Below are 24,578 nucleotides of genomic sequence, written 5' to 3' on the forward strand. Positions count from 1 at the left end.
CCGCCGCTAGAGGCAGTGCCAACACTACACGGGAGATGTTTTCCTAAACGAAATTTTTATCTTTAATTAAGCATCGAAAAAGTTGCAAAACGCGCTTCGCTTGAACGGTAGCAATTTTTCGACGAACGGTGAGGATAAAAATTTCGTTCTTCACGAAAAACATCAAACGCTTCGTTTATGGCACTGCCCCTAGCGGCGGCTGAGTCTGTGGCAAGTTTCGTCGTGCTACCCCCTCCGAGGGCGCAGCAATTCGTACCGGCTCTAACCGAGGCGGCGGGGGCCCCAGTACCATAAGCGTAGCCTTGACGTTCCGCGTGAAGCAAGAAATTTTTGCCTGCGTTCTCGTTGGAAAAGCAGTTTCGTCCAAGCGAAGCGCGTTTAACTGTTTTCCAATTCTTAATTAAAAGGCAAAAATTTCTTGTAGCGGGTTGTCACCGGTGGAGCGTTGGTACTGGGGCCCCCGCCGCCGGCGACTTACCTCGAATACGAACTGGGTACTACTCCCCTGCAAACTGGAATATGTCGATGCATTGGTAGTGCACGTTTTATTTTTGCCCATGAAAAAGCGCCCGAGGGGAATCGGGCGCTTTTTCCAGATGTGATGTTGTGTAATGAAAAGGAAGAGAAAATTCGATTATTTGTTGATGTCAAAATCTGCTGCTTTGACATCGATAAGACTGGTTGGATCTACGTTGGAGTAGATACCCGGTCTTACCTCATAGCTTTTCATATAATCGGAGGCAGAATCCATGAGGTCATTCGTGTAATGTTCTACATATCTTTTCCACATGTCTTTCATAGTAAATCTCCTTTACGATACAAAAAAGTATTTATCGGATTTATCTCTAAAGGGTTGTTTGATTTGTCTATATTATGACATGGCGATTTAAATTTGTGAAATATCAAGTTTTGATAACTTATAGCTTTTTCCTATTAATGTGTGCTATACTTTAGAAAAATGGGAGAAGAGAATAGGGGGAAGAATATGACGCTTATCCAGATGCGCTATTTCTACGAGGTCTGCCAGTGGCAAAACATCACCAAAGCAGCGGAGCATTTGCATGTCTCACAGCCGACGGTCAGTGTTGCCATGCAGGCTTTAGAAACGGAAACCGGGTTGAATCTTTTTCATCGTGAAGGCCGCAAGATTATCATCACCCACGACGGCAGTAAGCTGTTGGGGAAAATCAAGCATATCCTTGACCAGATGGACCTCTTAGAGGACGAAATCCAGGATATGGCTCACAATCGCAACCATATCCGCATGGCGCTGCCGCTCCAGCTTGGAACACAGTTTCTGCCGCTGGTGCTGGGGGATTTTCGCTGGCTGCATCCGGAGATTCGGCTGGATATCATCGAGTCGGGCGGTATCAGCGCCCTGCATATGGTGGAGGATGAGAAGCTCGACATAGCCCTTACCAACTACGAGAGCGGCTTCAGCAATAAACTCAACTACCAGAAACTCTTTACCTGTGAATGCTGCTTTGTCACCTATCCGGAACACCGGTTGGCTGGGCGGGAGTCCGTGTCCTTGGAGGATTTTGTCGATGAGCCGCTGGTCATGCTGGACAGCAGTTTCTTTGTCTATCACATGGTTCATGATATGTTTGCCAAAGAGGGAAAGAAGGCCAATATCATCCACTATTCGCCGTATCTGCACACCATCAAGACGCTGGTAAAGAGCGGCATTATGTCGACCTTTTTGACGCGGCAGGCAATCCTTCCGGATGATAATCTGGTGCTCATCCCGTTGACGGAACCCTTTTATATCAATTCCGGCATCGTGACGAAGAAGGGGCGGCAAATTTACGATGACGAGAAGATTCTGATGGATTACCTCCAGAAAATCACGAAGTCCTTGAAATAATTAATCAAACTCCAATTTTCGCTTAAGCACAATAAAAGGTTGACTCTGTAAACTAAAAACAAAACCAAGATAGTGGTAATGATATAGGGATAAGGAGAACAATCATGAAAGCGAAATGTTGGCAAAAAGGTATGGCCGGCCTGTTGGCTGGTGTGATGAGTTTTGGGATTGTCAGCACGACGGTTACCGCAACGGCGTATGCTTCCTCATTGGATGCAACATCGAGCTGGAGTGCCCGTGAGAACCGTGACAGCTCGATTGAGGCGGAGAACCGCCGTCATGAGCGGCGTCAGCGGGAGATTCAGGAGCGTTACGAGCGGGAGCGTCAGACCGAGCGCGATATCAAGAAACAGCGGGAACGTCAGGCGAAAATCGACCAGGAACGCCGCGAAGAGGAAGCGCGTCATAACCAGCGCATGGAGGAAATCCGCCGCCAGCAGCAGCGGGAAGACCAGATTCGCCGGGAGCATGATCGCTATGAACGGGAGAATGCGCATCGCCGCCACGACCGTGACGACTCGGAGGTGGATAAAGGGCATTCCCAGGGTGAAGTAAATACGGCCGCCATTGTCGGTGCTGTTATTGGCGCCATCATTGGCCGGGCTACGGCATAAAAAAGCATCCCCATATGGGGATGTTTTTTAGTGCTCGAAATCGCGGCAATAGTGGCGGATTTCCGGCAGCCGGGAATAGAGGTTATTGCCGGGGCAGTCGGTGTCGTTAAGGTCACGATGGCCTACAATGACGCCCTTTTTCATCGGGTCGAGGTGATACTTTTCACAGAGCCAGGCAGTCAGCAGTTTCAGGGAGTCCAGCTGCTCTTTGGTGGGCTGGCCCAGATTGAAGTTGCCAGCCAGGCAGATGCCGACAGAGGTCTGGTTATAGTGGTAGGCATGAGCCCCTACCATACCCGGGCGGCGGCCCTGCTCAATCATGCCATTTTTGCGGATGAGATAATGATAGCCGATGCCGGCCCAACCGTTATGGTTTTGATGAAATTCGTGGATTTCGGCGGCGGTGGAGTCTTTATCCGTGGGAAAGCCCGTGTTATGGATGACAATCCTATCGGTTCCCGGGCGCTTTTCATATTCTGTAAATTGCAGGAAACGGCGGTATATGGGCGGTTCCCAGCCTTCAATGCGGTGGCTGGCTTCGATTTTTGCCAAGGGGAACAGGGGCATCAGGTTGAAGCCAAGGGAAACAGCTGCCGACAGACGGATAAAATCGCGACGTTTCATAGGTACTTCCTTTCGTATTTATTGTCTTTGTATTTTAGTCTAAAACCAACAAAAATGCAAAAATGTGTTAGTAATTGACCTGGTCAACCGCATTTTATCCAGTGTAAACAAAAAACAAAGATAATATCACGCAATTAAATGATAAGCTATTATTTATGTATAATCGGCAAAAGATACAGGATAACATGTATACATAATAATCTGTCTCTTGGTTATGTACATAATGGAAGAAATGTGTTATCATGAATTTATCATAAATTTTCAGGCAAAGGGGCCGTATCTCATATCCCAATAAGGTGTGAATGCGGTTCCTTTTTGCTAGTTGGAGGAATTATAATATGGCAGAAAAGAAATCTGGTATGAGCCTGGATAAACTGGGCATCTGGATCATTGGCGCGACCATTCTGGGCGCAGCTGTTGGTCTACTCATGGGAAAGTCTGCGAGCATGTTCGCTCCAGCAGGCAATCTCTTTATGCAGCTGATTAAGATGGTGGTTGTTCCTTTGGTACTGTTCTCACTGATTGGCGGCGCTGCTTCGCTGGGGAAATCGAGCAGTGCGGGAAAGATCGGTGGATTCACCTTTATCTATTACGGTATCACCACGGCCGTAGCCGTTGCCTTGGGCTTGTTCTTTAGTGAGCTTTTTCGTCCGGGCACGGGCATCGATATGGCAGCACTCTCTGGTGCCGCTGTACAGGTGGAGCACATGGAGGAAAGCACAAAGATTCCAGGCTTTTGGGACACGATAACGGGCTTTGTTCCGGCTAATCCGTTCAAAGCACTAGTGGATGGCAATATCCTGCAGATCATCGTCTTTGCCATGTTCATGGGGTTTGCTTCGACCTATCTTGAGGAAAGCAAGAAGAAGACCATCATCAACTTCTTCAATTATATGACGGAACTCTTCATCAAAATTATGACGGCTATCATGTATGTGGCACCGCTGGGCGTTTTCTGCCTCATGGCCGATGCAACGGGTACCTTCGGTTATGCGGTGTTGGCTAAGATTGCTTATCTGATTCTGCTCTATGTGGTGGTTCTGGCCATCGTTACTTATGGCATGATTGGCGGCTCGGTGGCCCTGTTCTCCAAATGCACGACCTATAAGAATTTCTTCAAGAGCATGTGGAAAGTTCAGGTATTTGCTTTTTCGACGGCATCTTCCATGGCAACGCTGCCCCTTAACATGAATACGGCCATGAAAGAGCTGGGAGTCTCCAAGGAAACCACGTCCTTTGCCCTGCCGCTGGGGGCTACCATCAACATGAATGGTAATGCTGCCTACTACGCAATGGCGGCAACCTTCATCGCCCAGATGTATGGCATGGAGCTGTCCTTCTCCCAGTACATGGCCATCATCATTACGAGTACGCTGGGCGCTGTCGGTCAGGCTGGTGTCCCGGGGCCGACGCTGCTGGTGGTAGCCGTGCTGGCTGCTGCGAATATCCCCATCGAGGCACTGCCGATTCTCTTCGGTGTGGACCGTATCTTCGATATGCTCCGTACCGCCGTTAACATCACGGGCGATGCCGCTTGTGCTACGATCGTTGACCGCTTCCGGGATGAAAAACGTGCCGAAATGGAACCGGCACTTCATCATTGATTCTAAAAAAAACAGGGCGTTTACGCCCTGTTTTTTTATTGGGAATTATTTGATTTTGCGCGGAGAAGTTTTAAGATGAAGCCGGCAGCAAGGCCAGCCAGCGCAGGGCAAATCCAGCCGAATCCTTGGCTGAAGAAGGGCAGGATCGTTGCCAGCTGCGAAAGAAAACCGTGAAGGCCGAGCGTCGTGAGCCAGTTTGGCGGCAGAGCCTTCATGAAGTCGAAGATAGAGCTCAGCACTACCGCGGTCATGATGCTGCGGATAATCAAGCGGTCAAGGCCGCAGATATGGCCGGCCAGGGCGGTCAGCGTCAGCATGATGGCAATGGGATAAAGCATCATGAGAACAGGAAGGGAGAACTGGATGATGGCGGATAGGCCCACATTGGCAATCAAGAAGGTAATGACAGCAAAGACTGTAGCCAGCTGGTGATAGGAAAATTTGCCGGGGAACATCTTCAAGAAGGCTTCGGAACAACTGGTAATCAGTCCGATGACGGTCTTGAGGCAGGCAAACAGTACAATCAACGCCAGCAAGGCTGCACCTGCATCAGAGAAATAATAAGCGGAAATGGACGCGAGGACGGCGCCGCCATTGCCGTTTATAGGGGCGTAGCCACGGCTTTCCGCGCCGGCAATAGCCACGAGGATGTAGATGATACCCATGAGCAGGCAGCTGAATACCCCGGCTTTGATGGTGTTCTTGGCGATAGCGCCAGAATTCTTGATGCCCAACTCACGGATGACGTCGACGACGATGATGCCAAAGGCAAGCCCTGCCAAGGTATCCATGGTGTTATAGCCGTCAAGCAGGCCCTGGAGGACCGGGGCCGTGGTATACGCCGGTGTCGGGGTAAAGGCCGTGATGGTGCTGGTGGGCTGGGTAAGGGCTGCCGCCAACAGGACGCCGAGAACAACGAGGAATAGCGGTGTCAGGATTTTTCCGGTCCAGACAAGGATCTTGCCGGGACGCAGGGAGAACCAAAGGGCGGCGGCCATAAAGGCCAGGGAAAAGAGGAACAAGGCCAGCTGCTCGTTAAAGCCGGCTGGCAGCAAGGCTTTAGCGCCGATTTCAAAAGGGACGGTAACACAGCGGGGGCTGGCAAAGAACGGCCCGATGGTGAGATACAGGGCGCAGGTAAAGATTAGCCCAAACCGGCGGCCAATGCGCTGGCTTAGATTCAAGAGGCCGCTGCTGCCGGTTATGCCCAGTGCCGTCACGGCCAGCATAGGCATGCCTACGCCGGTAATGAGAAAGCCGGCCAGGGCATACCAGACATTGCTGCCGGCTTCCTGCCCCATAAAGGCTGGAAAAATCAAGTTGCCGGCGCCAAAGAACAGGCCGAACAACATACTGGTGATGGAAAGGGTTTCTCCCCAAGTAAGGTTTGTTTTCACAGATTATACACTCCTAAGTCTTGTTTCACGCATAATAGTTTAACAGGTTGTCCTGTATTTGTGCAATGGATTCTTTGGTGTAGAAATTTGTAAAAAAGTGAGAAAAATTTTCATTACACTATTGACAATGATTATCAATTGGGGTATATTATCTATAGGCTTTCGTTAAGGCAATTGGTTGGAGCGTGGAGGCGCTTCCGGTTGTCGGGTGCATTTAGCACCAAGCTCTCCTAAAATATAATACACAGCAAAAATGGCGATTCGTACTGCTCATGCGAATCGCCATTTTTGTGTGCAATTTATAAAGGCTTATAGCAGGCCTTTTCTCTTTTCAGCCCGGGCGATGAGTTCCCGGCCTTCGCGGAAAGCGGCGGGCAGGAAATCTTCTTCCCATTCTCGGCCGCGTTTTTCGATTTTCTTGATTTCCTTCCAATCGGTGACGGGATTGCCCTGTTCATCTTTCAGCGGTTCGTGGAAGATATGCGGGTGACGGCGAATCATTTTGTCCGCCGAGGCTTTGGCCACATCCTGCAAGGTAAAGAGCCCTTCTTTCTCGGCCAGGCAGGCATGGAAAATCACCTGCAACAGCAGATCCCCTAGTTCTTCCTTCAGGTTTTCGGCGTTGCCGGTTTCCCGCAGGATATTGATACCGGCCAAAACTTCGCAGGCTTCTTCGATGCAGCCCGGTTTTACGCTTTCGTGGGTTTGGGTACTGTCCCAAGGGCAGCCATCCTTGGATTGGAGTTTTTTGACGATTGTTTCGAGACGCTTTACTTCATCATGATTCATAATGGACCTTCTCTTCCTGTCAGCTGGAAAACTTCTCATAGGCGTAATTATAACGCCATTGTGCTGGTTTGGCTATAGGTAAAGTGCGGGGGAGTTTTTATCGGGAGGGAGCAGAAAACCATTGTATAGTTGCTATATATGATAGCGAATAATAAACATTCATAAAAAATAATTGTACAACAGTGCCAATGGTAGTATACTGTATACAAGAGCAAGAACGAGCAGAGGAGCGTGACGGACATGTTTGCTTGGGTAGAGGTTTTAGCAGCGAAAAATAATGGGATGGATATCGCCTACAGCCTGGGGACGGACATGAATCTCGATGGACGGATTCATTATGACAGGGTGACGGATTCCATCTCACTGGAGCAGCTTTCGGATGGCGCCAGCCCGCAGGCGACCAGGGATTTCATGGAGGCTTTACGGGAACGGCTGCAGGAGAAAAACTGGGGGTCGGGACAGGCTGTCTGTGTATCCTATAATCGAAGCCTTGAACCGGAGATGGCGACCCGCTGGCAGATGGATAAGCAGGCATCCTTTGTCCGGTTTGGCTGATGGGCAATGCAAAAAAACGCAATGGAGTTTTCTCCATTGCGTTTTTTGGTTGAGAATAGGGGTTAGGGACAGACTCTTATATATTAACGATTAAAGCCGAAGGCATTCTTGCCCGGATAGACAGCGCTGCTATTGAGCTGCTCTTCGATGCGCAGCAGCTGGTTGTATTTGGCTACGCGCTCGGAGCGGGACGGGGCACCGGTCTTGATCTGGGCGGTGTTAAGCGCTACGGCCAAGTCGGCAATCGTCGTGTCCTCGGTCTCTCCAGAACGGTGGGAGACAATGGCTGTGTAGCCGGCCTTGTGGGCCATCTTGATGGCTTCTAGGGTCTCGGAGAGGGAGCCAATCTGGTTGAGTTTGATGAGGATGGAATTGCCGCAGCCAAGCTCGATGCCCTTCTTGAGGCGTTTCGTGTTCGTGACGAAGAGGTCATCGCCCACGAGCTGGACTTTGTGGCCGAGTTTTTCCGTCATCTTCTGCCAGCCGTCCCAATCTTCCTCATCCAGGCCGTCCTCGATGGAGTAGATGGGGTATTTGTCCACGAGGGATTCCCAATGGGCGATAAGCTCATCGGAGGTGTACTCGCGGCCGGATTTCGGCTGTTTGTAGAAGCCTTTGCCTTTTTCGCTCTTCCACTCGGAGGCAGCGGCATCCATAGCGAGTACGAAGTCGCGGCCCGGTTCATAGCCTGCGTCCTTGATGGCCTGCAGGATGTGCTCGATGGCGTCTTCGTCGGATTTGAGGTTCGGGGCAAAGCCGCCTTCATCGCCAACGGCCGTTGTCTCGCCCTCTTTTTTGAGCAGGGACTGCAAGGCATGGAACACCTCTGTCGACCAGCGCAGGGCTTCGCGGAAGCTCGGGGCGCCGGCAGGCATGATCATGAATTCCTGGGTGTCGACGGAGTTAGAGGCATGGGCGCCGCCGTTTAAGATGTTCATCATCGGGACAGGGAGCTGGTTGCCGTTGATGCCGCCAAAGTAGCGGTAGAGCGGGATATCCTCGGCTTTAGCGGCCGCCTTGGCAGCTGCCAGCGAAACGGCCAGGATGGCGTTGGCGCCGAGTTTTGATTTGTCCTCGGTGCCGTCAAGTTCGAACATGATGGCATCGAGGGCATAGCCGTCCGAAGCATCGGCGCCGATGAGTGCCGGTGCAATTATCTCATTGACATTGGCCACAGCCTTCGAAACGCCCTTGCCGCCGAATTTTGCCTTATCGCCGTCGCGCAATTCCAGAGCTTCAAACTCGCCCGTGGAAGCACCGCTCGGTGCAGCTGCACGGCCCATGGTGCCGTCAGCGAGAATGACCTCGGCCTCGACGGTCGGATTGCCGCGGGAGTCAATAATCTCCCGGCCGATGACCTGCATGATTTTCAAATATTCCTTCATGTTGTACCTCCTGCATATAAATAGGTAAATGAGAAATGCTATCAACATTAGTATTTTAGTATATTTGATAATATTTATCAACTAAAATATTGAATGATGGCAAGTCACATTTACGAAAAAATAAAAAAGGAGTAGGATAGGATTTAGGAACAGGGGCTTGATACTTGATACCCCTACCTGCGACAGGGAAAAGATTTGAAGATAGGGGCAGGTAAAATGATAGGTTTGTTGAGGAATAATAAAAATTTTTTCTATTACTTTATGGGAAATTTCATTAGTTCCGGTGGTGATTTTATTGATGATGTCGCCTTAGCCCAGTTGACGTTTTATGTAACGAAATCAACCCTTCTCATGAGCTGTGTTTTCGTCATAAAAATCCTGTTTCTTGTCGTATCCCTGTTTACCTCGGTTTTGGTAGACCGGTGGAAGAAAAAGAGAATATTGGTACTGTCGTCTTTGGTACAGGCTGTCAATCTGATGGTTTTGTTTTGCTTATACGTCCAGGACAGCTTGAATGTAGGCTTGCTGTTCCTCTTTATTGTGGTTCAGACACTGTTCAGTATCCTTTCCATATCGGCCAGGAATGCGATTATTCCCTTGCTGGTTCCTAGGGAGGACTTGGTAAAGGCCAGCGCATCCCTTAGTGTAGTCATGCAGGTTTTGCAGATTACCGCGTATTTTTTTGCCGGAATCCTGATTGCCCGCTTCGATGTTACGGGAGCCATGGCTATCGATAGCCTATCGTTTGTCCTGGCAGCCCTGTCCTTACTGAAAATTAAGTTGCCAGCAGAGGAAAAAGCAGAAATGGGTCGGCAGGATTTTTCCTTCCGGGAAGAGCTGAACCGTGGTTTTGCTTTTATCAAGAAGGAAAAGATTATCCTGGCCGTCATGCTGGTGACCTTTGGCGGAAATTTCTTTTCCGCGCCGACAGAATCCGTGATGCCGGCTTATTTTTCTGAGAGTCAATTTGATACGGCCGCTTTTTCCCGGTATATGCTGCTGGCAGCACTGGGAAGTGTTATGGGGAGCTGTTGGGTGGCGAAAGTAAATGCGAAATTGGAGGTATCTAGATTAGGGGGAATGCTGGCGGGAGGCTTTTTGCTAGGCGGGCTTGGTATCGCTGGCCTGTATGTCAATCGAGGGCTGGTGCCTTATGTATGCGCATGGTTAATCGGCCTGTCGGAAGGTTTTGTTTCGGTGCTGAATGCCAGTCTCATACAGATAAAAACGCCGCAAGAAATGATGGCCAGAGTTTTCAGTGTTTTTAAATGCACCTCGTATATAGCAAGTCCTTTGGGTGTTGTGGCGGCTGGGGCTTTGGGAGAATATCTGAAGCTGAATATAATTTTCCTGCCCTTTGGCATCGGTTTGTTGGTGGTGGCTGTTTATACGGGAATATCTTTCCGGCGCAAGGGCGTTTTGGCGCAGGAGGTCCGGTGAAGAAACAGCGTTAATATACTGCTGGCAAGGGCGGAGGCGGGGAACATGAGCCAGATGCCCATTAGGCCCCAGAGGTGGGAAAAGAGGAAGAGAATCGTGAGTGGAAACAGCAGGGTTCCGCAGATGGAGACAATCAGGGAGATGGCTGGCCGGTCAAGAGCGGTGAAGTAGGAGGAGTAGCACATGTCGATCCAGCCGGGCAGGTAGGAGAAGGCAAAAATCGTGATGGCGGTCAGGCTGATTTCCATAAGCCCGCTATCTTCGGGGCGGATAAAAAGCTGGACAGCAAAGGGGCCAGCCAATAACATGAGCAGGAAGGAGATGGCGGCAATCGTCATCATTGCGATGCGCACGATACGGAAGAGGATAGTCATGCGCAGGAAGCGCCTGGCACCGTAGCAATAGCTGATGGCTGGCTGCAGGGCTTCGCAGATGCCGAAATTCAGCATGCCGAGCATGCTGTCGATATACATGACGATGGAGAAGGCTGCGACGGCGGTGGTACCACCGTATTGGAGCAGGAAAATATTGAGGACAAGGCTCATGATGGAGGTGGCGATGTTGCTGAAAAATTCGCTGGCGCCGTTTAAGATCAGCCGGAAAAATTTGCCTAAGGGAATACTGCCAGAGGTATAGTACAGGTCAAGACGGCGGCCTAAGAACAGGACGAGGGTCAGCAGTGAGCCCAATGCCAGCGAAAGGCAGCTGCCGATGGCTGCTCCGGCAATGCCCTGCCCCAGCACGACGATGAGGAGATAGTCCAAGGCGACATTCAAGAGTTGGGTGGCGATGTTGATGCCCATGCTGATTCGCTGTTGGCCGCAGTCCCGCAGGAAGTTGTCCGTGGCAAAGTAAATTGGGATGAGGGGCGCAAAAATTGCATAGATTTGCAGATAGGTGGTACAGAGGGCAATAACCTCCGGGCTGGCATTGGGAGCCAGCAGCATTACCAAGGGGCGGGCGAAGAAAAAGCCCCCTAGGCCAACCAGGCAGGAGCAGGCCAGGATAAATTTGACGGAAAAGGAGAAGAGCCGGGAGGCAGCAGCCCGGTCCTTCTGCCCCAAGAGGATGGCGATGTTTACGGAGGCTCCCGTGGCAATCATATTGGCCAGTGCTTCTACCATTAAGACAATGGGCATGGTGATGCTGATGGCCGCCAGGGCAGCTTCGCCGATGAAGCGGCCGACGAACATGCCGTCAACTACGGCATAGAGGGCGCCGGCGACGGAGGTGACAGCGGCAGGAACTGCGCAGTGGAAGAATAATTTCCGCGGTGGCAGTTTGATAAATATTTCCGTGTGCATATAGTTGTCAGTAATCCTTTCGTTGATTTTTCTTAAGGGTAGTATACTGATTTTACTGACCTGGGTCAATAGTGGGCGATAAAAAAGGGACTATGAAATTGCAGTTTATCGGTTAGTGCGTTCAAGTTCGAGGCAGCTCTTCGCCGCCGCTAGTGGCAGTGCCAACACTACGCCAAGATGTTTTCCTAAACGAAATTTTTATCGTTAATTAAGCATCGGAAAAATCCAAAACGCGCTTCGCTTGGACGGTAGAATTTTTCCGACGAAGGGGGAAGATAAAAATTTCGTTCTTAACGGAAAACATCAAAGCTTCGTTTATGGCACTGCCACTAGCGGCGGCTGAGGATGTGCCGGGGTTCGAAGTACTTCGCCCTCCGAGAGCGTAGTTTTTTCGTGCCGGCTCTAACCTAGGCGGCGGGGGACACAGTACCATAAGCGAAGCCTTGACGTTCCGCGTGAAGCAAGAAATTTTTGCCTGCGTTCTCGTTGGAAAAGCAGTTTCGTTCAAGCGAAGCGCGTTTAACTGTTTTCCAACTCTTAATTAAAAGGCAAAAATTTCTTGTAGCGGGTTGTCATCGGTGGAGCGTTGGTACTGGGGCCCCCGCCGCCGGCGATTTGTCTCGAATACGAACTTGGTACTGCTACCCTACAAACTGTAATTGGTAAAAGTTCGTTGATAAATTCGTAAAAGCCTCCATAAGGTAAATCAATCTACCTTATGGAGGCTTTTACGAATTTATGTCAATATAAAGGGATTTTTCACAGTCCCTTTTTTGTTGTTTATTTGATTTTACCAGCCTGGAATTCGGTCAGGATGGTCTTTTTCGCGATCTTGCCGGTGGTGGTACGTGGCAGTTTGTCCATGATATGGAATTCGCGCGGAATCTTGTAGAGAGCCAGGTTGGCCTGCAGGAACTTCTTGAGTTCGCGGACGTTTACCGTGCAGCCTTCCTGAACGCTGTAGAAGCAGGCGCCAGCCTGGCCGCGGAGTTTATCCTCGATGCCGACAACGGCTGCTTCGTAGATGCCCGGGAATTGGTAGATGAGCTCTTCGACTTCGCGCGGATAGATGTTTTCGCCCATGCTGATAATCATATCCTTGATGCGGTCGACGATGAAGAGATAGCCGTCTTCATCGGCGCGGGCAACGTCGCCGGTGTGGAACCAGCCGCCGCGCATGGCGTCATGGGTGACATCCGGCAGATTCCAGTAGCCGAGCATGACGTTGTCGCCTTTTACGACCAGCTCGCCGGCCTCACCCTGCGGAACGTCGTTGCCTTCGGCATCGATGAGGCGCCATTTGAGGCCTGGTACAATCGGGCCGCAGGAGCCTACTTTCGGTTTTTCCGGCGGGTTCATGGTGACAACGGGCGACGTTTCGGAGAGGCCATAGCCCTCGCAGATATCGACGCCGAATTTGCCCATGAAGTCCTGCTGGATTTTGAGTGGAAGCGTGGTGCCGCCGCTGACGACGAGGCGGACCGTTTTCATATCCTCTTCGCTGGCCAGCTTCGTCAGCAGGCTGCAGATGGACGGTACGATGTAGAGGTCCGTGACCTTTTCGTCGCGGATGGTGCTGATGGTCTCCTTCGGCGTGAAGGAGTCGAGGATGACAACCGTTGCACCGACGCTGAAGGGATAGAATACCGAGCAGGTCAGGCCGAATACGTGATACATCGGCAGGACGCAGAGAACGGTGTGCTCAGCTTTGCAGCCCATGAAGGACATCTGACGCGTGTTGGCCACGACATTGCGGTGCGAGAGCACAGCGCCTTTTGGATTGCCCGTGGTGCCGGACGTGTAGATGATTTCGCACGGATTATCTTCGCTGAAGTATTCGGTCAGAACCGGTGCGGCAGGAATGCCGTCTTTTTTCTGGCCGATGTTGCGGATATCCATCTGGGTGACTTTGAGGTTGCAGCGCAGCTGGGCCATAGCGTCGGCCAGGTTCAGCGGCTGGTAGGTCAGTACCGTCTCGATGCCGGCATCTTTGATGATGTAGGCAATCTCGCGGCTGCTGAGCTGGAAGTTAATGGGAACGACGATAGCACCCAGCGACGTGATGCCCATGAAGGCAAAGACGAACTCGGCGCTGTTGCGCGTGAACAGGCCGACGCGGTCGCCCTGGCGGACACCGGCAGCATAGAGCCGGTCGCGGCAGTTGTTCACACATTCCTGGAATTCTGTATAGGTGAAGCGGCGCTCGTGGTCAACGATGGCCAAGGCGTCAGGTGCACCCTGACGAATAAGGTCATGAATAAACATTTCATCACTCTTTCTTTCTGGTTCAATAAAAATACGGGCAGGTTTTCTGCTTGCGTTAATTTTATACTAGGTACTAATTTTTGTCAAAGCAAAAATCAGGCATCGGTACGCAGTTTTTTGAGCTTGCGGATTTTGCGCTGCTGGATGCCGACGGTGCTGTGCTGATAGCTGTAGCCGAAGTAGACCAGACAGCCAAAGGCACACCAGACCAGGAAACGAATCCAAGTGTCGAGAGGCAGGTGAGCCATGAGATACCCGCAGGCGAGAACGGCCAGCGGAGCAATCAGCCAGACAATGGGGCATCGGAAGGCACGCGGTACATCGGGTTTTGTGACGCGCAGGACCATGACACCGATGGCTGCCACCAGGAAGGCGGACAGGGTACCGATATTGGCCATTTCGGCGATGAGGCCAATGGGGGCAAAGCCGGCAATCAGCGAGACGAAGATAGCCCCGAGGACGGTGACGATGTAAGGCGTATGATAGCGTTTGTGAATCTTGCAGACCCGGGCCGGAACCATGCCGTCACGGCTCATGGCAAAGAAGATGCGGGCCTGTCCGTAGAGCAGGACCAGAAGCACCGTGGTGATGCCAGCGATGGCGCCGACACCGACTATGGCAGAGCCGAGGTTGTAACCGATATAGCGCAGGGCAAAGGCTACTGGCTCCGGGTTGTTGAGTTCCGTGTAGGGAACGACACCGGTTAGAACCCCGGCGACAATGACGTAAAGGGCAGTGCAGACGATAAGCGATCCGATGATGCCAATCGGCAGGTCACGGGATGGATTTTTGCACTCCTCGGCGGAGGTGGCAACGGCATCAAAGCCGATATAAGCGAAGAATACGATAGCAGCACCAGCGGCAATGCCCGATGCGCCAAAGGGCATAAAGGGTTCCCAATTGGCCGTGTTGACATGAGGACCGGCCAGCAGCAGGAAGATGAAAACGGCCGCTAACTTGATAAAGACTAAAATCCGGTTGAGTTTCGTGCTTTCCTGCGTGCCGCGAATCAAGAAGAAGGTTAACAGCAGGGTGATCAAAATGGCGGGTACATTGATGATGCCGCCGTCAGCCGGGACATGAGTCAGTGCATGACTGACTTCGATGCCGGCACTTTGTAGAAGTCCCGTGACATAACCGGACCAGCCTGAGGCTACGGCACTGGCGGTAACGGTGTACTCCAGAATCAGATTCCAGCCGACAATAAAGGCGATGAATTCGCCCAGGGAGGCATAGGTATAGGTATAGGCGCTGCCCGATGCGGGAACAATGGAGGAGAACTCGGCATAGGCAAGCCCTGCCAGTGCACAGGCAAGCCCCGACAGAATAAAGGAAATCGTGACCGCCGGGCCGGCGTATTTGGCCGCGGCAACGCCGGTCAAGACGAAGATGCCGGTGCCGATAACGCAGCCGATGCCTAAGAGGATGAGGTCAAAGGCGCCGAGGGTCTTGGCCATGCCGGAGTTTTCGGCAGCAGCGCGCATCTGCTCGATGCTTTTGGTGCGGAAAAGATTCATAGGATAGTACATTCCTTTCGAAGTATAATCTGCATATAATTAGGAAATTATTCGGCAATCCAGTCACGGAATTTTTTCGGATTGCTGTTGATGACGAGTTCCTCAGGGAAGTCATACTGGGCAATCATTTCCTGGGAGTATGTATGGTTGCCTACATCTAAATCAATATGGGCGTCACTGCCGAGAATGACCGTGGTACCGTATTTTTGGCAGGCGGTCAGCAGCTCACCGGCAAGCTTACGGGAACCCTCACGGCTGCCACCAGGGGTGTAGGAGCTGTTGTTGATTTCGAGGAGGACGTGGCTTTCTTTCGCTGCCTGGGCTAGTTTATCAAAATCGACCGGGTAGAGGGGATTGTCTGGATGACCGATGATTTTGACTTTGGGGTGACGCATGGCGCTGATCAGGGCGGCGGTATTTTCCTCGCGGCTTCCAGGGCGGATGCAAGGGTCGTGGAGGCTGGCAATGGCGTAATCCAATCGCGATAACAGGTGCTCTTTGAGGTCAACAGAACCGGCAAAGTCGAGAATGTTGAGTTCGACCCCCATGACCACATCGATGCCATAAGCTTCCGGCCGGATGACTTTGAAATTGCAGAAATAGAATTCGTGGAATGCGCCGGGCATGGAAGGCGCATGGTCGGCGATACCGATAAGTTCCAGGCCTTTTTCCTTGGCGGCGGTAATCATTTCGCGCAGCGTGCTGTAGGCATGCACGCTGGCGATGGTATGCGTATGAACGTCCAATAAATCTTTCATGAACGAAAAACCTCCTGCTTTGTAAAAATCACTGCCTTCTATTATAACGCTGTTGTGTAACCTTTGTCGAAGACAAAATTGCAGGTTGTAGGATTCGAGAGGGGGCGGGTTCGAAACATTACTCCGGCGGCGAGGGACACAGTACCAACGCTTCACGCGGAACGTCAAGGCTACGCTTATGGTACTGTGTCCCCCGCCGCCTAGGTTAGAGCCGTCACAAAACTGCCTTCCCCTCTGGGGGCAACGAAGTTGCGGATGTCCGGTGGACATCCCGGGCGGTGGGCGCGAAGCGCTCGGATGAAGTCCCTTTATACGCATTACGATAAGCATAATAACTTAAGGTGCTACCTCATCCGCCCCTGACGGGGCACCTTCCCCAGAGGGGAAGGCTTTTTGGTTCCAGAAGTCAGTCGACGCTAGGGGCAGTGCCATAAACGAAGCTTTGATGTTTTCCGTTAAGAACGAAATTTTTATCCTCCCCCTTCGTCGGAAAAATTCTACCGTCCAAGCGAAGCGCGTTTTGAATTTTTCCGATGCTTAATTTAGGATAAAAATTTCGCTTAGGAAAACATCTTGGCGTAGTGTTGGCACTGCCCCTAGCGGCGGCGAAGAGCTGCTTCGAACCAAGACTCTCTACCCCACAACCTGTATTTTGTAAAAAAATAAAATTTTCTCTTGCCAAGAAATATTTATGTGTGTTATAATATATTATGTCGTTGTGACATGGGGTTATAGCTCAGTTGGTTAGAGTGTCTCGTTGACATCGAGGAGGTCACAGGTTCGAATCCTGTTAACCCCACCATTTTGAAATTATGCTCTCGCTTTGGCGAGAGTTTTTTTGTATTTTTTTTACAAAAATGCGAAAACTATGGATTTTTTTCGAATATAAGCGTATAATGGGATATGTTGAAACGCTCGCTTAGCTCAGTTGGCTAGAGCATCTCCGTCACATGGAGGGGGTCGGGGGTTCGAATCCCTCAGCGAGCACCATAGCTTATTGGGCCGTACGAAATCGTACGGCTTTTTTGGTGGCGTGATAGAGGCAGAATCCATCAAACATGGACTATTGTATTTGTCCATATAGTTTTCGTTGACAGTAGCAGGGGAGTTTGCTATTATAGTCAAGGGAAATAAGGGATTCTCCAGACTCAAAATGAGGCCTGTACCCCAAGGGGAGAGGTCAATTTGAGTTTTTTCGTCGTGTTTTCACTTCCGCGGTGCTGTGACGCCGCCAGGAATTGATGAGGAGGAAATCACAAAAATGATCGAACGTTACACCAACCCGGAGATGGGTCACCTGTGGTCCATCGAGAATGAATGGCAGCAGATTTTGAATGTTGAAATGGCTGCCTGCGACGCCATGGCTGAGCTCGGCGAGATTCCAGTTGAGGCTGCGAAAAATATTCGCGCCAAGGCTAAGTTTGATGTTAAGCGCATCAAGGAAATTGAATCCGTTACGCATCATGACATCATCGCTTTCCTGACCAACGTCGCCGAAAATGTTGGTGATGATTCCAAGTACGTCCATAAGGGATTGACTTCGAGTGATGTCAAGGATACGGCTTATTGCATGATGATGCGCGATGCCGCTGACATCATCCTTGATGATCTCAAGAAGTTCCGCGAGGTACTGCGCCGTCGTGCGGTTGAGTTCAAACATACGCCGTGCATTGGCCGTACCCATGGTATTCATGCGGAGCCGATGACGTTCGGTCTGAAACTTTTGCTCTGGAGTGCTGAGATTGAGCGTGACATCGAACGCGTTGAGCATGCCAAGAAAATCGTTTCGGTCTGCAAGCTTTCGGGCGCTGTGGGCACTTACTCCAATATTGACCCGCGCATTGAGGAAATGGTGGGCAAGACGCTGGAACTTCAGCCGGTCCGTCTGGCTACGCAGGTCATTCAGCGTGACCGCCATGCTGAGTTCGTGACGACGATGGCTATCGTATCGAGTACGCTCGAGAAAATCGCGACGGAAGTCCGCAACCTGCAGCGTACGGATATCCGTGAGGCTGAGGAGTATTTCTCCCCGGGGCAGAAGGGGTCTTCGGCTATGCCGCATAAGCGCAATCCAATCAACTGCGAGCGCATCTCAGGTATGGCCCGCTTGAACCGTGGCAATGCCGTAGCCGCTATGGAAGACATCACCCTCTGGCATGAGCGCGACATTTCCCATTCCTCGGTTGAGCGCGTTATCCTGCCGGATACGACGATTAACCTCGACTATTGCACGAGAAAGCTTACCAACATCATCGATAAGCTGCTCGTGTATCCGGAGAAGATGATGCACGACATGAACCGCACAGGCGGTCTTATGTACAGCTCCCGTCTGTTGCTGGCAGTTGTCAGCAAGGGCGTACTGCGTGAGGAAGCTTACAAGTGGGTACAGCGCAATGCCATGAAACGCTGGATGGAAGGCAAGGACTTCAAGGAGAGCGTTGAAAACGATCCGGATATCACGAAGTATCTGACGAAGGAAGAAATCGACGATTGCTTCGATTACAAGTTCTTCATCCGCCGCGTCGATATGATTTTCGAACGCTTTGGACTTTAAGCTGAATATGTTATGATGAGCCGTGGGCTCAAATATTGAGCCCTTACGGCGTTATTATACCCGTAAGGGCTTTTTTACTGCCTGTCGGGAGGATTTACTGCCCCAGTTGGTCTGCCAGCTGGCGGACAGTAGTTATTAAGGAGAGAAATCTTATGTCAACAGTAGTAGTTACCGGTACCCAGTGGGGCGATGAAGGCAAGGGCAAGATTGTAGACTATCTGGCTCAGCAGGCTGAAACGGTCGTCCGTTTCCAGGGCGGCAGCAATGCCGGCCATACGGTTGTGGTTGATGGCGAGGCATATAAGCTCCGTTTGATGCCGTCGGGCATCCTGTTTAAGGGCACGCATTGCGTGGTCGGCAATGGTGTTGCTTTCAGTCCGAAGGTTATGCTCGAGGAGATGGATGGCCTGGCTAAGCGTGGTATCGACCTTTCGGGTATCCGCATCTCGAACCGTGCGCATGTCGTTCTGCCGTATCATTGTCTGATGGATGGTCTTGGCGATGAGAAACGTGGCGAGAACAAAATCGGTACGACGAAGAATGGTATCGGCCCCTGCTACATCGACCGCGATAACCGCATCGGTATCCGCGTCTGCGACCTTATCGATCGTGAGGAGTTCGCCAAGAAACTCAAGGCAAACCTTGAAATCAAGAACCGCGAACTCAAACTGCTCTATGACCACGAGCCGCTCGACTACGAGGAGATTCTGGCTGAGTACAACGGCTATGCTGACCGCCTGCGTCCGTATGTCTGTGACACGATTGCTCTTCTCAACGAGGAAGTTAAAGAAGGCCGCAAGATCCTGTTCGAAGGTGCGCAGGCTACGATGCTCGATATCGACTATGGTACGTATCCGTATGTTACGGCATCCCATCCGATTTCTGGTGGCGTCGGCGTTGGCTGTGGCGTAGCACCGCGCGCTATCGACAAAGTTGTCGGTATCGTCAAGGCATACTGCACGCGCGTTGGTGAAGGTCCGTTCCCGACGGAGCAGCTCAACGAAATCGGTGACCGGATTCGTGAGGAGGGCCATGAGTATGGTGTTGTCACGGGCCGTCCGCGCCGCACGGGCTGGCTTGATGCCTGTGTCGTCCGTTATGCTGGACTGCTTTCGGGCATCGATTACATGGCCGTGACGCGTCTCGATATCCTCGACAGCTTCGATGAAATCAAGATGTGCGTTGCCTATAAGTACAAGGGCGAAATCTTGAACGAGATTCCGGCCAGCCTCAAAGTTCTGGCAGAAGTCGAGCCGGTTTACGAGACGTTCCCGGGCTGGAAGACCGATATCAGCAAGGTCCGCAAGTACGAAGACCTGCCGGAGAATGCTCGCAAGTACCTCGAGCGCATGGCTGAGGTAACGGGGATCGGCCTCGGTATCGTTTCCGTTGGTCCGAACCGCGATGAGACCATCGTTATCGCCAAAGATATCTTTTGATTTTGCGTAATAGGAAAGCCCATCTGCTGGATTGTCAGTAGATGGGCTTTTATGCTATAATGTCGGCGGAGTGTTATCAAAACGATAGGCGGTTAATCCTGGCCCCTGAAAGGGGGCTTTTGCATGAGCAGATATGATTTTTTTTCGATGCTTATACTTGTACTAGCGATCATTCTAGCAATCAAGGCATAAAAATAACCGCCCTGCTCGAATAGCGCGGTTATTTCCCTTTTATCCAATTGGGGCTGACCGTCTGGCGATAGCCTCTGGCGTCCTGTTACCAGCAGGACGTCTTTTATATATTAATTATACCTACTGAACAGATAGCAGTCAAGAAAGGACAGAAATATGGACTATAAGATGTTGGCATTTGACCTCGATGGCACGCTCAATAATGATGATAAAGTGATTACGCCGAAGACGCGGGAGGCCATCATGTCGCTGCAGAAGCAGGGCGTGGTCGTAGCGTTGGTTTCGGGCCGTCAGGCGCCGGGACTGAAGCGTGAGGCTGAGGCGTTGGAGCTTTCGAAGTATCATGGCCTGCGCATTTCCTATAACGGTGGCCGCATCGAGGATGCGACGACGAAGGAAATCCTCTTTGACAGCAGCATCGATAATAACACAGCCGTACGGTTCCTGCGCCATCTCGAAGAATGGCCGGAGCTGTCGCCAATCGTCGACGATGGGGTGTCTATCTATACGACTGATGCCAAGCGCCACAAAGTCATGGATGAGAGCCGCAACAACAATCTCAAGATCAAGATTGTCGAGAATATCGCGGAGGCCGTAGCGCAGGGCGGATTCAACCCGGTAAAGATCCTGACGGCGGCCCCCAATGAGATTCTAGTGCCGCATCTGGCCGATATTCGCCGTGGCTTTGAGGATAAGATGTCGTTCGTTCAGTCGGCACCGTGGTTCTACGAAGGAACCATCAAAGGCGTTTCGAAGCTCAGTGCGCTCGAGCATGCCTGCGATAAGCTGGGCATCGACCGCAGTGAGGTCATGGCCTTCGGAGATGCGCAGAACGATATGAGCATGCTCGAATTCGCCGGCTACGGCGTCGCTATGGGCAACGCCTGTGAAGAGCTCAAGAAAATGGCCGATGAAGTTACGCTGTCCAATAACGAAGATGGGATTGCGGCTACGATTGCGAAACACTTCGATATATAAATTACAGTTTGTAGGTTCGTATTAGCGAGTTCGTGTTCGAAGCAAGTTGCCGGCGGCGGGGGCCCCAGTACCAACGCTCCACCGGTGACAACCCGCTACAAGAAATTTTTGCCTTTTAATTAAGAGTTGGAAAACAGTTAAACGCGCTTCGCTTGGACGAAACTGCTTTTCCAACGAGAACGCAGGCAAAAATTTCTTGCTTCACGCGGAACGTCAAGGCTACGCTTATGGTACTGGGGCCCCCGCCGCCTCGGTTAGAGCCGGCACGAATTGCTGCGCCCTCGGAGGGGGTAGCCCCGCGAAACTTGCCACAGACTCAGCCGCCGCTAGGGACAGTGCCATAAACGAAGCGTTTGATGTTTTTCGTGAAGAACGAAATTTTTATCCTCACCGTTCGTCGAAAAATTGCTACCGTTCAAGCGAAGCGCGTTTTGCAACTTTTTCGATGCCCAATTAAAGATAAAAATTTCGTTTAGAAAAACATCTCCCGCGTAGTGTTGGCACTGCCCCTAGCGGTGGCGAAGAGCTGATTCGAATAAGGTTTCACGAACCGATAAACTGTAATTGGCAATAGAAAGGATTATTGGATGGAAGAGAAGCACCATAAACGCCGGATTCATTATAGTGGTAAGTATCCACGGCGTTTTGAGGAAAAATATAAGGAACTTAATCCGGAAAAATATGGCGATGAGATTGCGCATGTTATTGCAAAGGGCAATACGCCGGCGGGGATGCACATTCCTATCATGGTCGATGAGATTTTGGACGTGCTGGCGATAAAGCCGGGAGAGCGCGGCTTCGATGCAACGCTGGGGTATGGCGGACATACTTGTGCTATGCTCGAAAAACTGGCAGGCAAGGGGCATCTTATAAGTGGCGATATTGACCCGATTGAGTCGAAGAAGACGGAGGCGCGTATTCGTGCCAAGGGCTTTGGCGAAGATATCTGGGAGCTGCGCAATATGAACTTCTGCCAGATTGACGAGCTGGCGCGTGAGGTGGGGCCTTTCGACTTCATTCTCGCGGATCTTGGCGTATCCTCCATGCAGATTGACAATCCGGAGCGCGGTTTCACTTATAAGAGCGAAGGTCCCCTTGATTTGCGGCTGAATCCCGAGGCAGGCATCACGGCCGCCGAGCGGCTCCGGGACATTGACGAGTATGAACTGGAAGGCCTCTTGCAGGAAAATGCCGACGAGCCCTATGCCGCCGAAATCGCCCGCTATATCGTAAAGACGCGCCGCCGCCGGCCGATAAAGACGACGAAGGATCTGCACGAGGCCATCGGGCAGGCGCTATCTAAGGTAAAACTGCCTCAGGAGATGGCCGAGCGCGCTGGTTACAGCACGAAGAAACAGGCGCTGGCACGGGCAGAGCTCATCAAGAAGAGCAGTGCCCGCGTATTCCAGGCTCTGCGCATTGACATCAATCGCGAGTACGAAGTGCTCTACGAGTTTATGGAAAAACTTCCCGATGCCCTCGCCCCCGGCGGTCGTGCCGCTATTCTTACCTTCCATTCGGGGGAAGACCGCATCGTCAAAAAAGCCTTCAAGGCCTTCCATCAACAGGGGATATATGCCGACATTGCCCAAGAGGTAATCCGGCCCACCAAAGAAGAATGCTACCGCAACAGCCGCGCCCACTCGACAAAATTGCGTTGGGCGGTAAAAGGTGCGGAATAAATTTATTTTTACCCCAAAGCCATTGACGGAAATATGTCAGTGGCTTTTTCTTACAAATTACAGTTTGTAGGTTACACGAATCTCATTCGAAGCAACTCTTCGCCGCCGCTAGGGGCAGTGCCAACACTACGCGGGAGATATTTTCCTAAACGAAATTTTTATCGTTAATTAAGCATCGAAATTGCTACCGTTCAAGCGAAGCGCGTTGTAGCAATTTTTCGACGAACGGTGAGGATAAAAATTTCGTTCTTAACGGAAAATATCAAACGCTTCGTTTATGGCACTGCCCCTAGCGGCGGCTGACTTTTGGAACTAAAAGCCTTCCCCATTTGGGAAGGCAGTTTTGTGACGGCTCTAACCTAGGCGGCGGGGGGACACAGTACCATAAGCGGAGCCTTGACGTTCCGCGTTAAGCAAGAAATTTTTGCCTGCGTTCTCGTTGGAAAAGCAGTTTCGTCCAAGCGAAGCGCGTTTAACTGTTTTCCAACTCTTAATTAAAAGGCAAAAATTTCTTGTAGCGGGTTGTCACCGGTGGAGCGTTGGTACTGTGTCCCCCGCCGCTGGCGAGTTGCTTCGAACACGAACTCGCTAATACGAACCTACAAACTGTAATATGATGTTTCTTTTTTTGTACTCCACTTTATAATGTTGTTGTTTTTGGGAAAGGGAGAGATTTATTTTGGCAAGTAATACTGTTCGTAGGTTTTTACAGTCCTTTATTATTGTTTTAGGGTGCCTACTTTGCTATTCGCTAGCGCAGTCTCAGGCTGCGGCGGCACGTCCCAATTATGAAATGAAGGTATGGCCAGCCTGCTTTAAAGACAATAGCGGCCTAAAAGCTCAGGCAATCAATAAAATATTGGCGGAGGTAGAACACTGGCCTGTGGAAATTATTTTTTCTCCTTCTAAGTCAATGGGGAAAGAGCGCTCGGAAAAAGATGTGCGTTTTTATGCCACTTGGTCGTTGAATTATCGTTGGAGTGTACGGCTTAATGAGGAGATTTATGGAGCGATCCCTGAACTTACGCCAGAAAACTATGAGGTTGATAGGCATATATTCCAAAGTGAAATTATAAGTTGTCGACCTGGGATGCGAAAGACGCGTAAGGGGGAGATAATCAAAGGTTATTTTGTTACGGCTAAAGCTCATATCAAAAACGCACCGCAATATAATCCATACATTGCCCATGAAGTACCTGTGTATAATACTGGAGTAGAGCAGAAGCTGTTGGATGATGGGAATCTCGAAATCGTAGCAACAAGCTCTGCTCACATTGAAGGAACGGATTCCATTGACGCCAAAATAGGCCGTGCGCATAGATTGGCCGTTCAAAAAACAGCCAGCGCATTAGTTGATGAAGCTATTAAATCAAAACGATGTTCTCCTGGTAAGCGCAAGAAACTTATTGAAGAAATCAGCAAACGATATAGCCAAGGTGGAATGATTTATAACCAGGGCTGTGGTGTTGATGCCCATAAACTTATAGTTATTGTCTTGGATAAAAAAGGAAATCTCGTGGACAAGAAATAAATACTGTTCATTGTGCGAGCCGTGTCTGCCAGATAATGAAAGGCAAAGCCCCGTTGACTTTTGTAAGAGTCAACGGGGCTTTT

Annotated in this window: 19 protein-coding genes and 2 tRNA genes; 12 read left to right on the forward strand and 9 right to left on the reverse strand. The window is 50.9% G+C overall.

Annotated elements, in window-relative coordinates; translation table 11 throughout:
* Positions 1-634 precede the first annotated feature (634 nt).
* Positions 635-799, reverse strand: coding sequence for a hypothetical protein (locus tag BLQ36_RS13415; protein WP_180364846.1), 165 nt, complete (start codon positions 797-799; stop codon positions 635-637).
* 186 nt (positions 800-985) lie between these two features.
* Between BLQ36_RS13415 and BLQ36_RS07925 the strand changes: the two genes are divergently transcribed.
* Both BLQ36_RS07925 and BLQ36_RS07930 read left to right on the forward strand, forming a co-directional pair.
* Positions 986-1,867, forward strand: coding sequence for a LysR family transcriptional regulator (locus BLQ36_RS07925; protein ID WP_074515093.1), 882 nt, complete (start codon positions 986-988; stop codon positions 1,865-1,867).
* Positions 1,868-1,971: 104 nt separating this feature from the next.
* Positions 1,972-2,481: a hypothetical protein gene (locus tag BLQ36_RS07930; RefSeq protein ID WP_074515094.1), complete on the forward strand. Its 510-nt coding sequence runs from the start codon at positions 1,972-1,974 to the stop codon at positions 2,479-2,481.
* Between the two features lie 27 nt (positions 2,482-2,508).
* Here the strand turns inward: BLQ36_RS07930 and BLQ36_RS07935 are convergent, their stop codons facing one another.
* A complete protein-coding gene (locus BLQ36_RS07935; protein ID WP_074515095.1) occupies positions 2,509-3,105 on the reverse strand; it encodes a peptidoglycan recognition family protein in 597 nt (198 codons plus the stop codon).
* Between the two features lie 338 nt (positions 3,106-3,443).
* Here BLQ36_RS07935 and BLQ36_RS07940 point away from each other — a divergent pair, with 338 nt between their 5' ends.
* Positions 3,444-4,709 carry a dicarboxylate/amino acid:cation symporter gene (locus BLQ36_RS07940; protein WP_074515096.1) on the forward strand — a complete coding sequence of 422 codons (1,266 nt, stop codon included), beginning with the start codon at positions 3,444-3,446 and terminating at the stop codon, positions 4,707-4,709.
* Positions 4,710-4,744: 35 nt separating this feature from the next.
* Here BLQ36_RS07940 and brnQ read toward each other — a convergent pair whose 3' ends face one another.
* The gene (brnQ, locus tag BLQ36_RS07945; protein ID WP_074515097.1) at positions 4,745-6,106 is read right to left on the reverse strand and encodes a branched-chain amino acid transport system II carrier protein; all 1,362 of its coding nucleotides are present in this window, start codon (positions 6,104-6,106) and stop codon (positions 4,745-4,747) included.
* 309 nt (positions 6,107-6,415) lie between these two features.
* Positions 6,416-6,895: a MazG nucleotide pyrophosphohydrolase domain-containing protein gene (locus BLQ36_RS07950; protein ID WP_074515098.1), complete on the reverse strand. Its 480-nt coding sequence runs from the start codon at positions 6,893-6,895 to the stop codon at positions 6,416-6,418.
* A gap of 240 nt (positions 6,896-7,135) precedes the next feature.
* Between BLQ36_RS07950 and BLQ36_RS07955 the strand changes: the two genes are divergently transcribed.
* Positions 7,136-7,450: a hypothetical protein gene (locus BLQ36_RS07955; RefSeq protein ID WP_074515099.1), complete on the forward strand. Its 315-nt coding sequence runs from the start codon at positions 7,136-7,138 to the stop codon at positions 7,448-7,450.
* An 83-nt stretch (positions 7,451-7,533) separates the two neighbouring features.
* Here BLQ36_RS07955 and eno read toward each other — a convergent pair whose 3' ends face one another.
* Positions 7,534-8,835 (reverse strand): phosphopyruvate hydratase, encoded by a 1,302-nt coding sequence (eno, locus tag BLQ36_RS07960; protein ID WP_074515100.1) that lies wholly within the window; start codon positions 8,833-8,835, stop codon positions 7,534-7,536.
* Positions 8,836-9,051: 216 nt separating this feature from the next.
* Between eno and BLQ36_RS07965 the strand changes: the two genes are divergently transcribed.
* Positions 9,052-10,275, forward strand: coding sequence for an MFS transporter (locus BLQ36_RS07965; protein ID WP_074515101.1), 1,224 nt, complete (start codon positions 9,052-9,054; stop codon positions 10,273-10,275).
* Here BLQ36_RS07965 and BLQ36_RS07970 read toward each other — a convergent pair.
* From BLQ36_RS07970 to BLQ36_RS07985, 4 genes are all read right to left on the reverse strand, one after another.
* Positions 10,221-11,579: an MATE family efflux transporter gene (locus tag BLQ36_RS07970; RefSeq protein WP_074515102.1), complete on the reverse strand. Its 1,359-nt coding sequence runs from the start codon at positions 11,577-11,579 to the stop codon at positions 10,221-10,223. The two genes, BLQ36_RS07965 and BLQ36_RS07970, sit on opposite strands and share 55 nt — an antisense overlap.
* A 780-nt stretch (positions 11,580-12,359) precedes the next feature.
* Entirely contained in the window at positions 12,360-13,844 is a 1,485-nt protein-coding gene (locus BLQ36_RS07975; protein WP_033171250.1) for a class I adenylate-forming enzyme family protein, read from the reverse strand.
* A 95-nt stretch (positions 13,845-13,939) separates the two neighbouring features.
* The gene (locus tag BLQ36_RS07980) at positions 13,940-15,361 is read right to left on the reverse strand and encodes an amino acid permease (RefSeq protein WP_074515103.1); all 1,422 of its coding nucleotides are present in this window, start codon (positions 15,359-15,361) and stop codon (positions 13,940-13,942) included.
* A gap of 47 nt (positions 15,362-15,408) precedes the next feature.
* Positions 15,409-16,119: a phosphatase gene (locus BLQ36_RS07985; RefSeq protein ID WP_074515104.1), complete on the reverse strand. Its 711-nt coding sequence runs from the start codon at positions 16,117-16,119 to the stop codon at positions 15,409-15,411.
* A gap of 725 nt (positions 16,120-16,844) precedes the next feature.
* Here BLQ36_RS07985 and BLQ36_RS07990 point away from each other — a divergent pair.
* From BLQ36_RS07990 to BLQ36_RS08020, 7 genes are all read left to right on the forward strand, one after another.
* Positions 16,845-16,921, forward strand: a tRNA-Val gene (locus BLQ36_RS07990).
* A 111-nt stretch (positions 16,922-17,032) separates the two neighbouring features.
* Positions 17,033-17,109 (forward strand) — tRNA-Val (locus BLQ36_RS07995).
* Between the two features lie 271 nt (positions 17,110-17,380).
* Positions 17,381-18,673 carry an adenylosuccinate lyase gene (gene purB / locus BLQ36_RS08000; protein WP_074515105.1) on the forward strand — a complete coding sequence of 431 codons (1,293 nt, stop codon included), beginning with the start codon at positions 17,381-17,383 and terminating at the stop codon, positions 18,671-18,673.
* A 152-nt stretch (positions 18,674-18,825) separates the two neighbouring features.
* Positions 18,826-20,112: an adenylosuccinate synthase gene (locus tag BLQ36_RS08005; RefSeq protein WP_033171246.1), complete on the forward strand. Its 1,287-nt coding sequence runs from the start codon at positions 18,826-18,828 to the stop codon at positions 20,110-20,112.
* Positions 20,113-20,460: 348 nt separating this feature from the next.
* Positions 20,461-21,282, forward strand: a complete 822-nt coding sequence (locus BLQ36_RS08010; protein WP_074515106.1) for a Cof-type HAD-IIB family hydrolase — start codon at positions 20,461-20,463, stop codon at positions 21,280-21,282.
* 587 nt (positions 21,283-21,869) lie between these two features.
* Entirely contained in the window at positions 21,870-22,964 is a 1,095-nt protein-coding gene (rsmH, locus tag BLQ36_RS08015) for a 16S rRNA (cytosine(1402)-N(4))-methyltransferase RsmH (RefSeq protein WP_074515107.1), read from the forward strand.
* Positions 22,965-23,643: 679 nt separating this feature from the next.
* The gene (locus BLQ36_RS08020) at positions 23,644-24,495 is read left to right on the forward strand and encodes a hypothetical protein (protein WP_074515108.1); all 852 of its coding nucleotides are present in this window, start codon (positions 23,644-23,646) and stop codon (positions 24,493-24,495) included.
* Positions 24,496-24,578 lie beyond the last annotated feature (83 nt).

Origin of the sequence: Selenomonas sp. WCT3, from assembly GCA_900100835.1 — a bacterium.
Lineage (GTDB): Bacteria > Bacillota > Negativicutes > Selenomonadales > Selenomonadaceae > Selenomonas_A > Selenomonas_A ruminantium_E.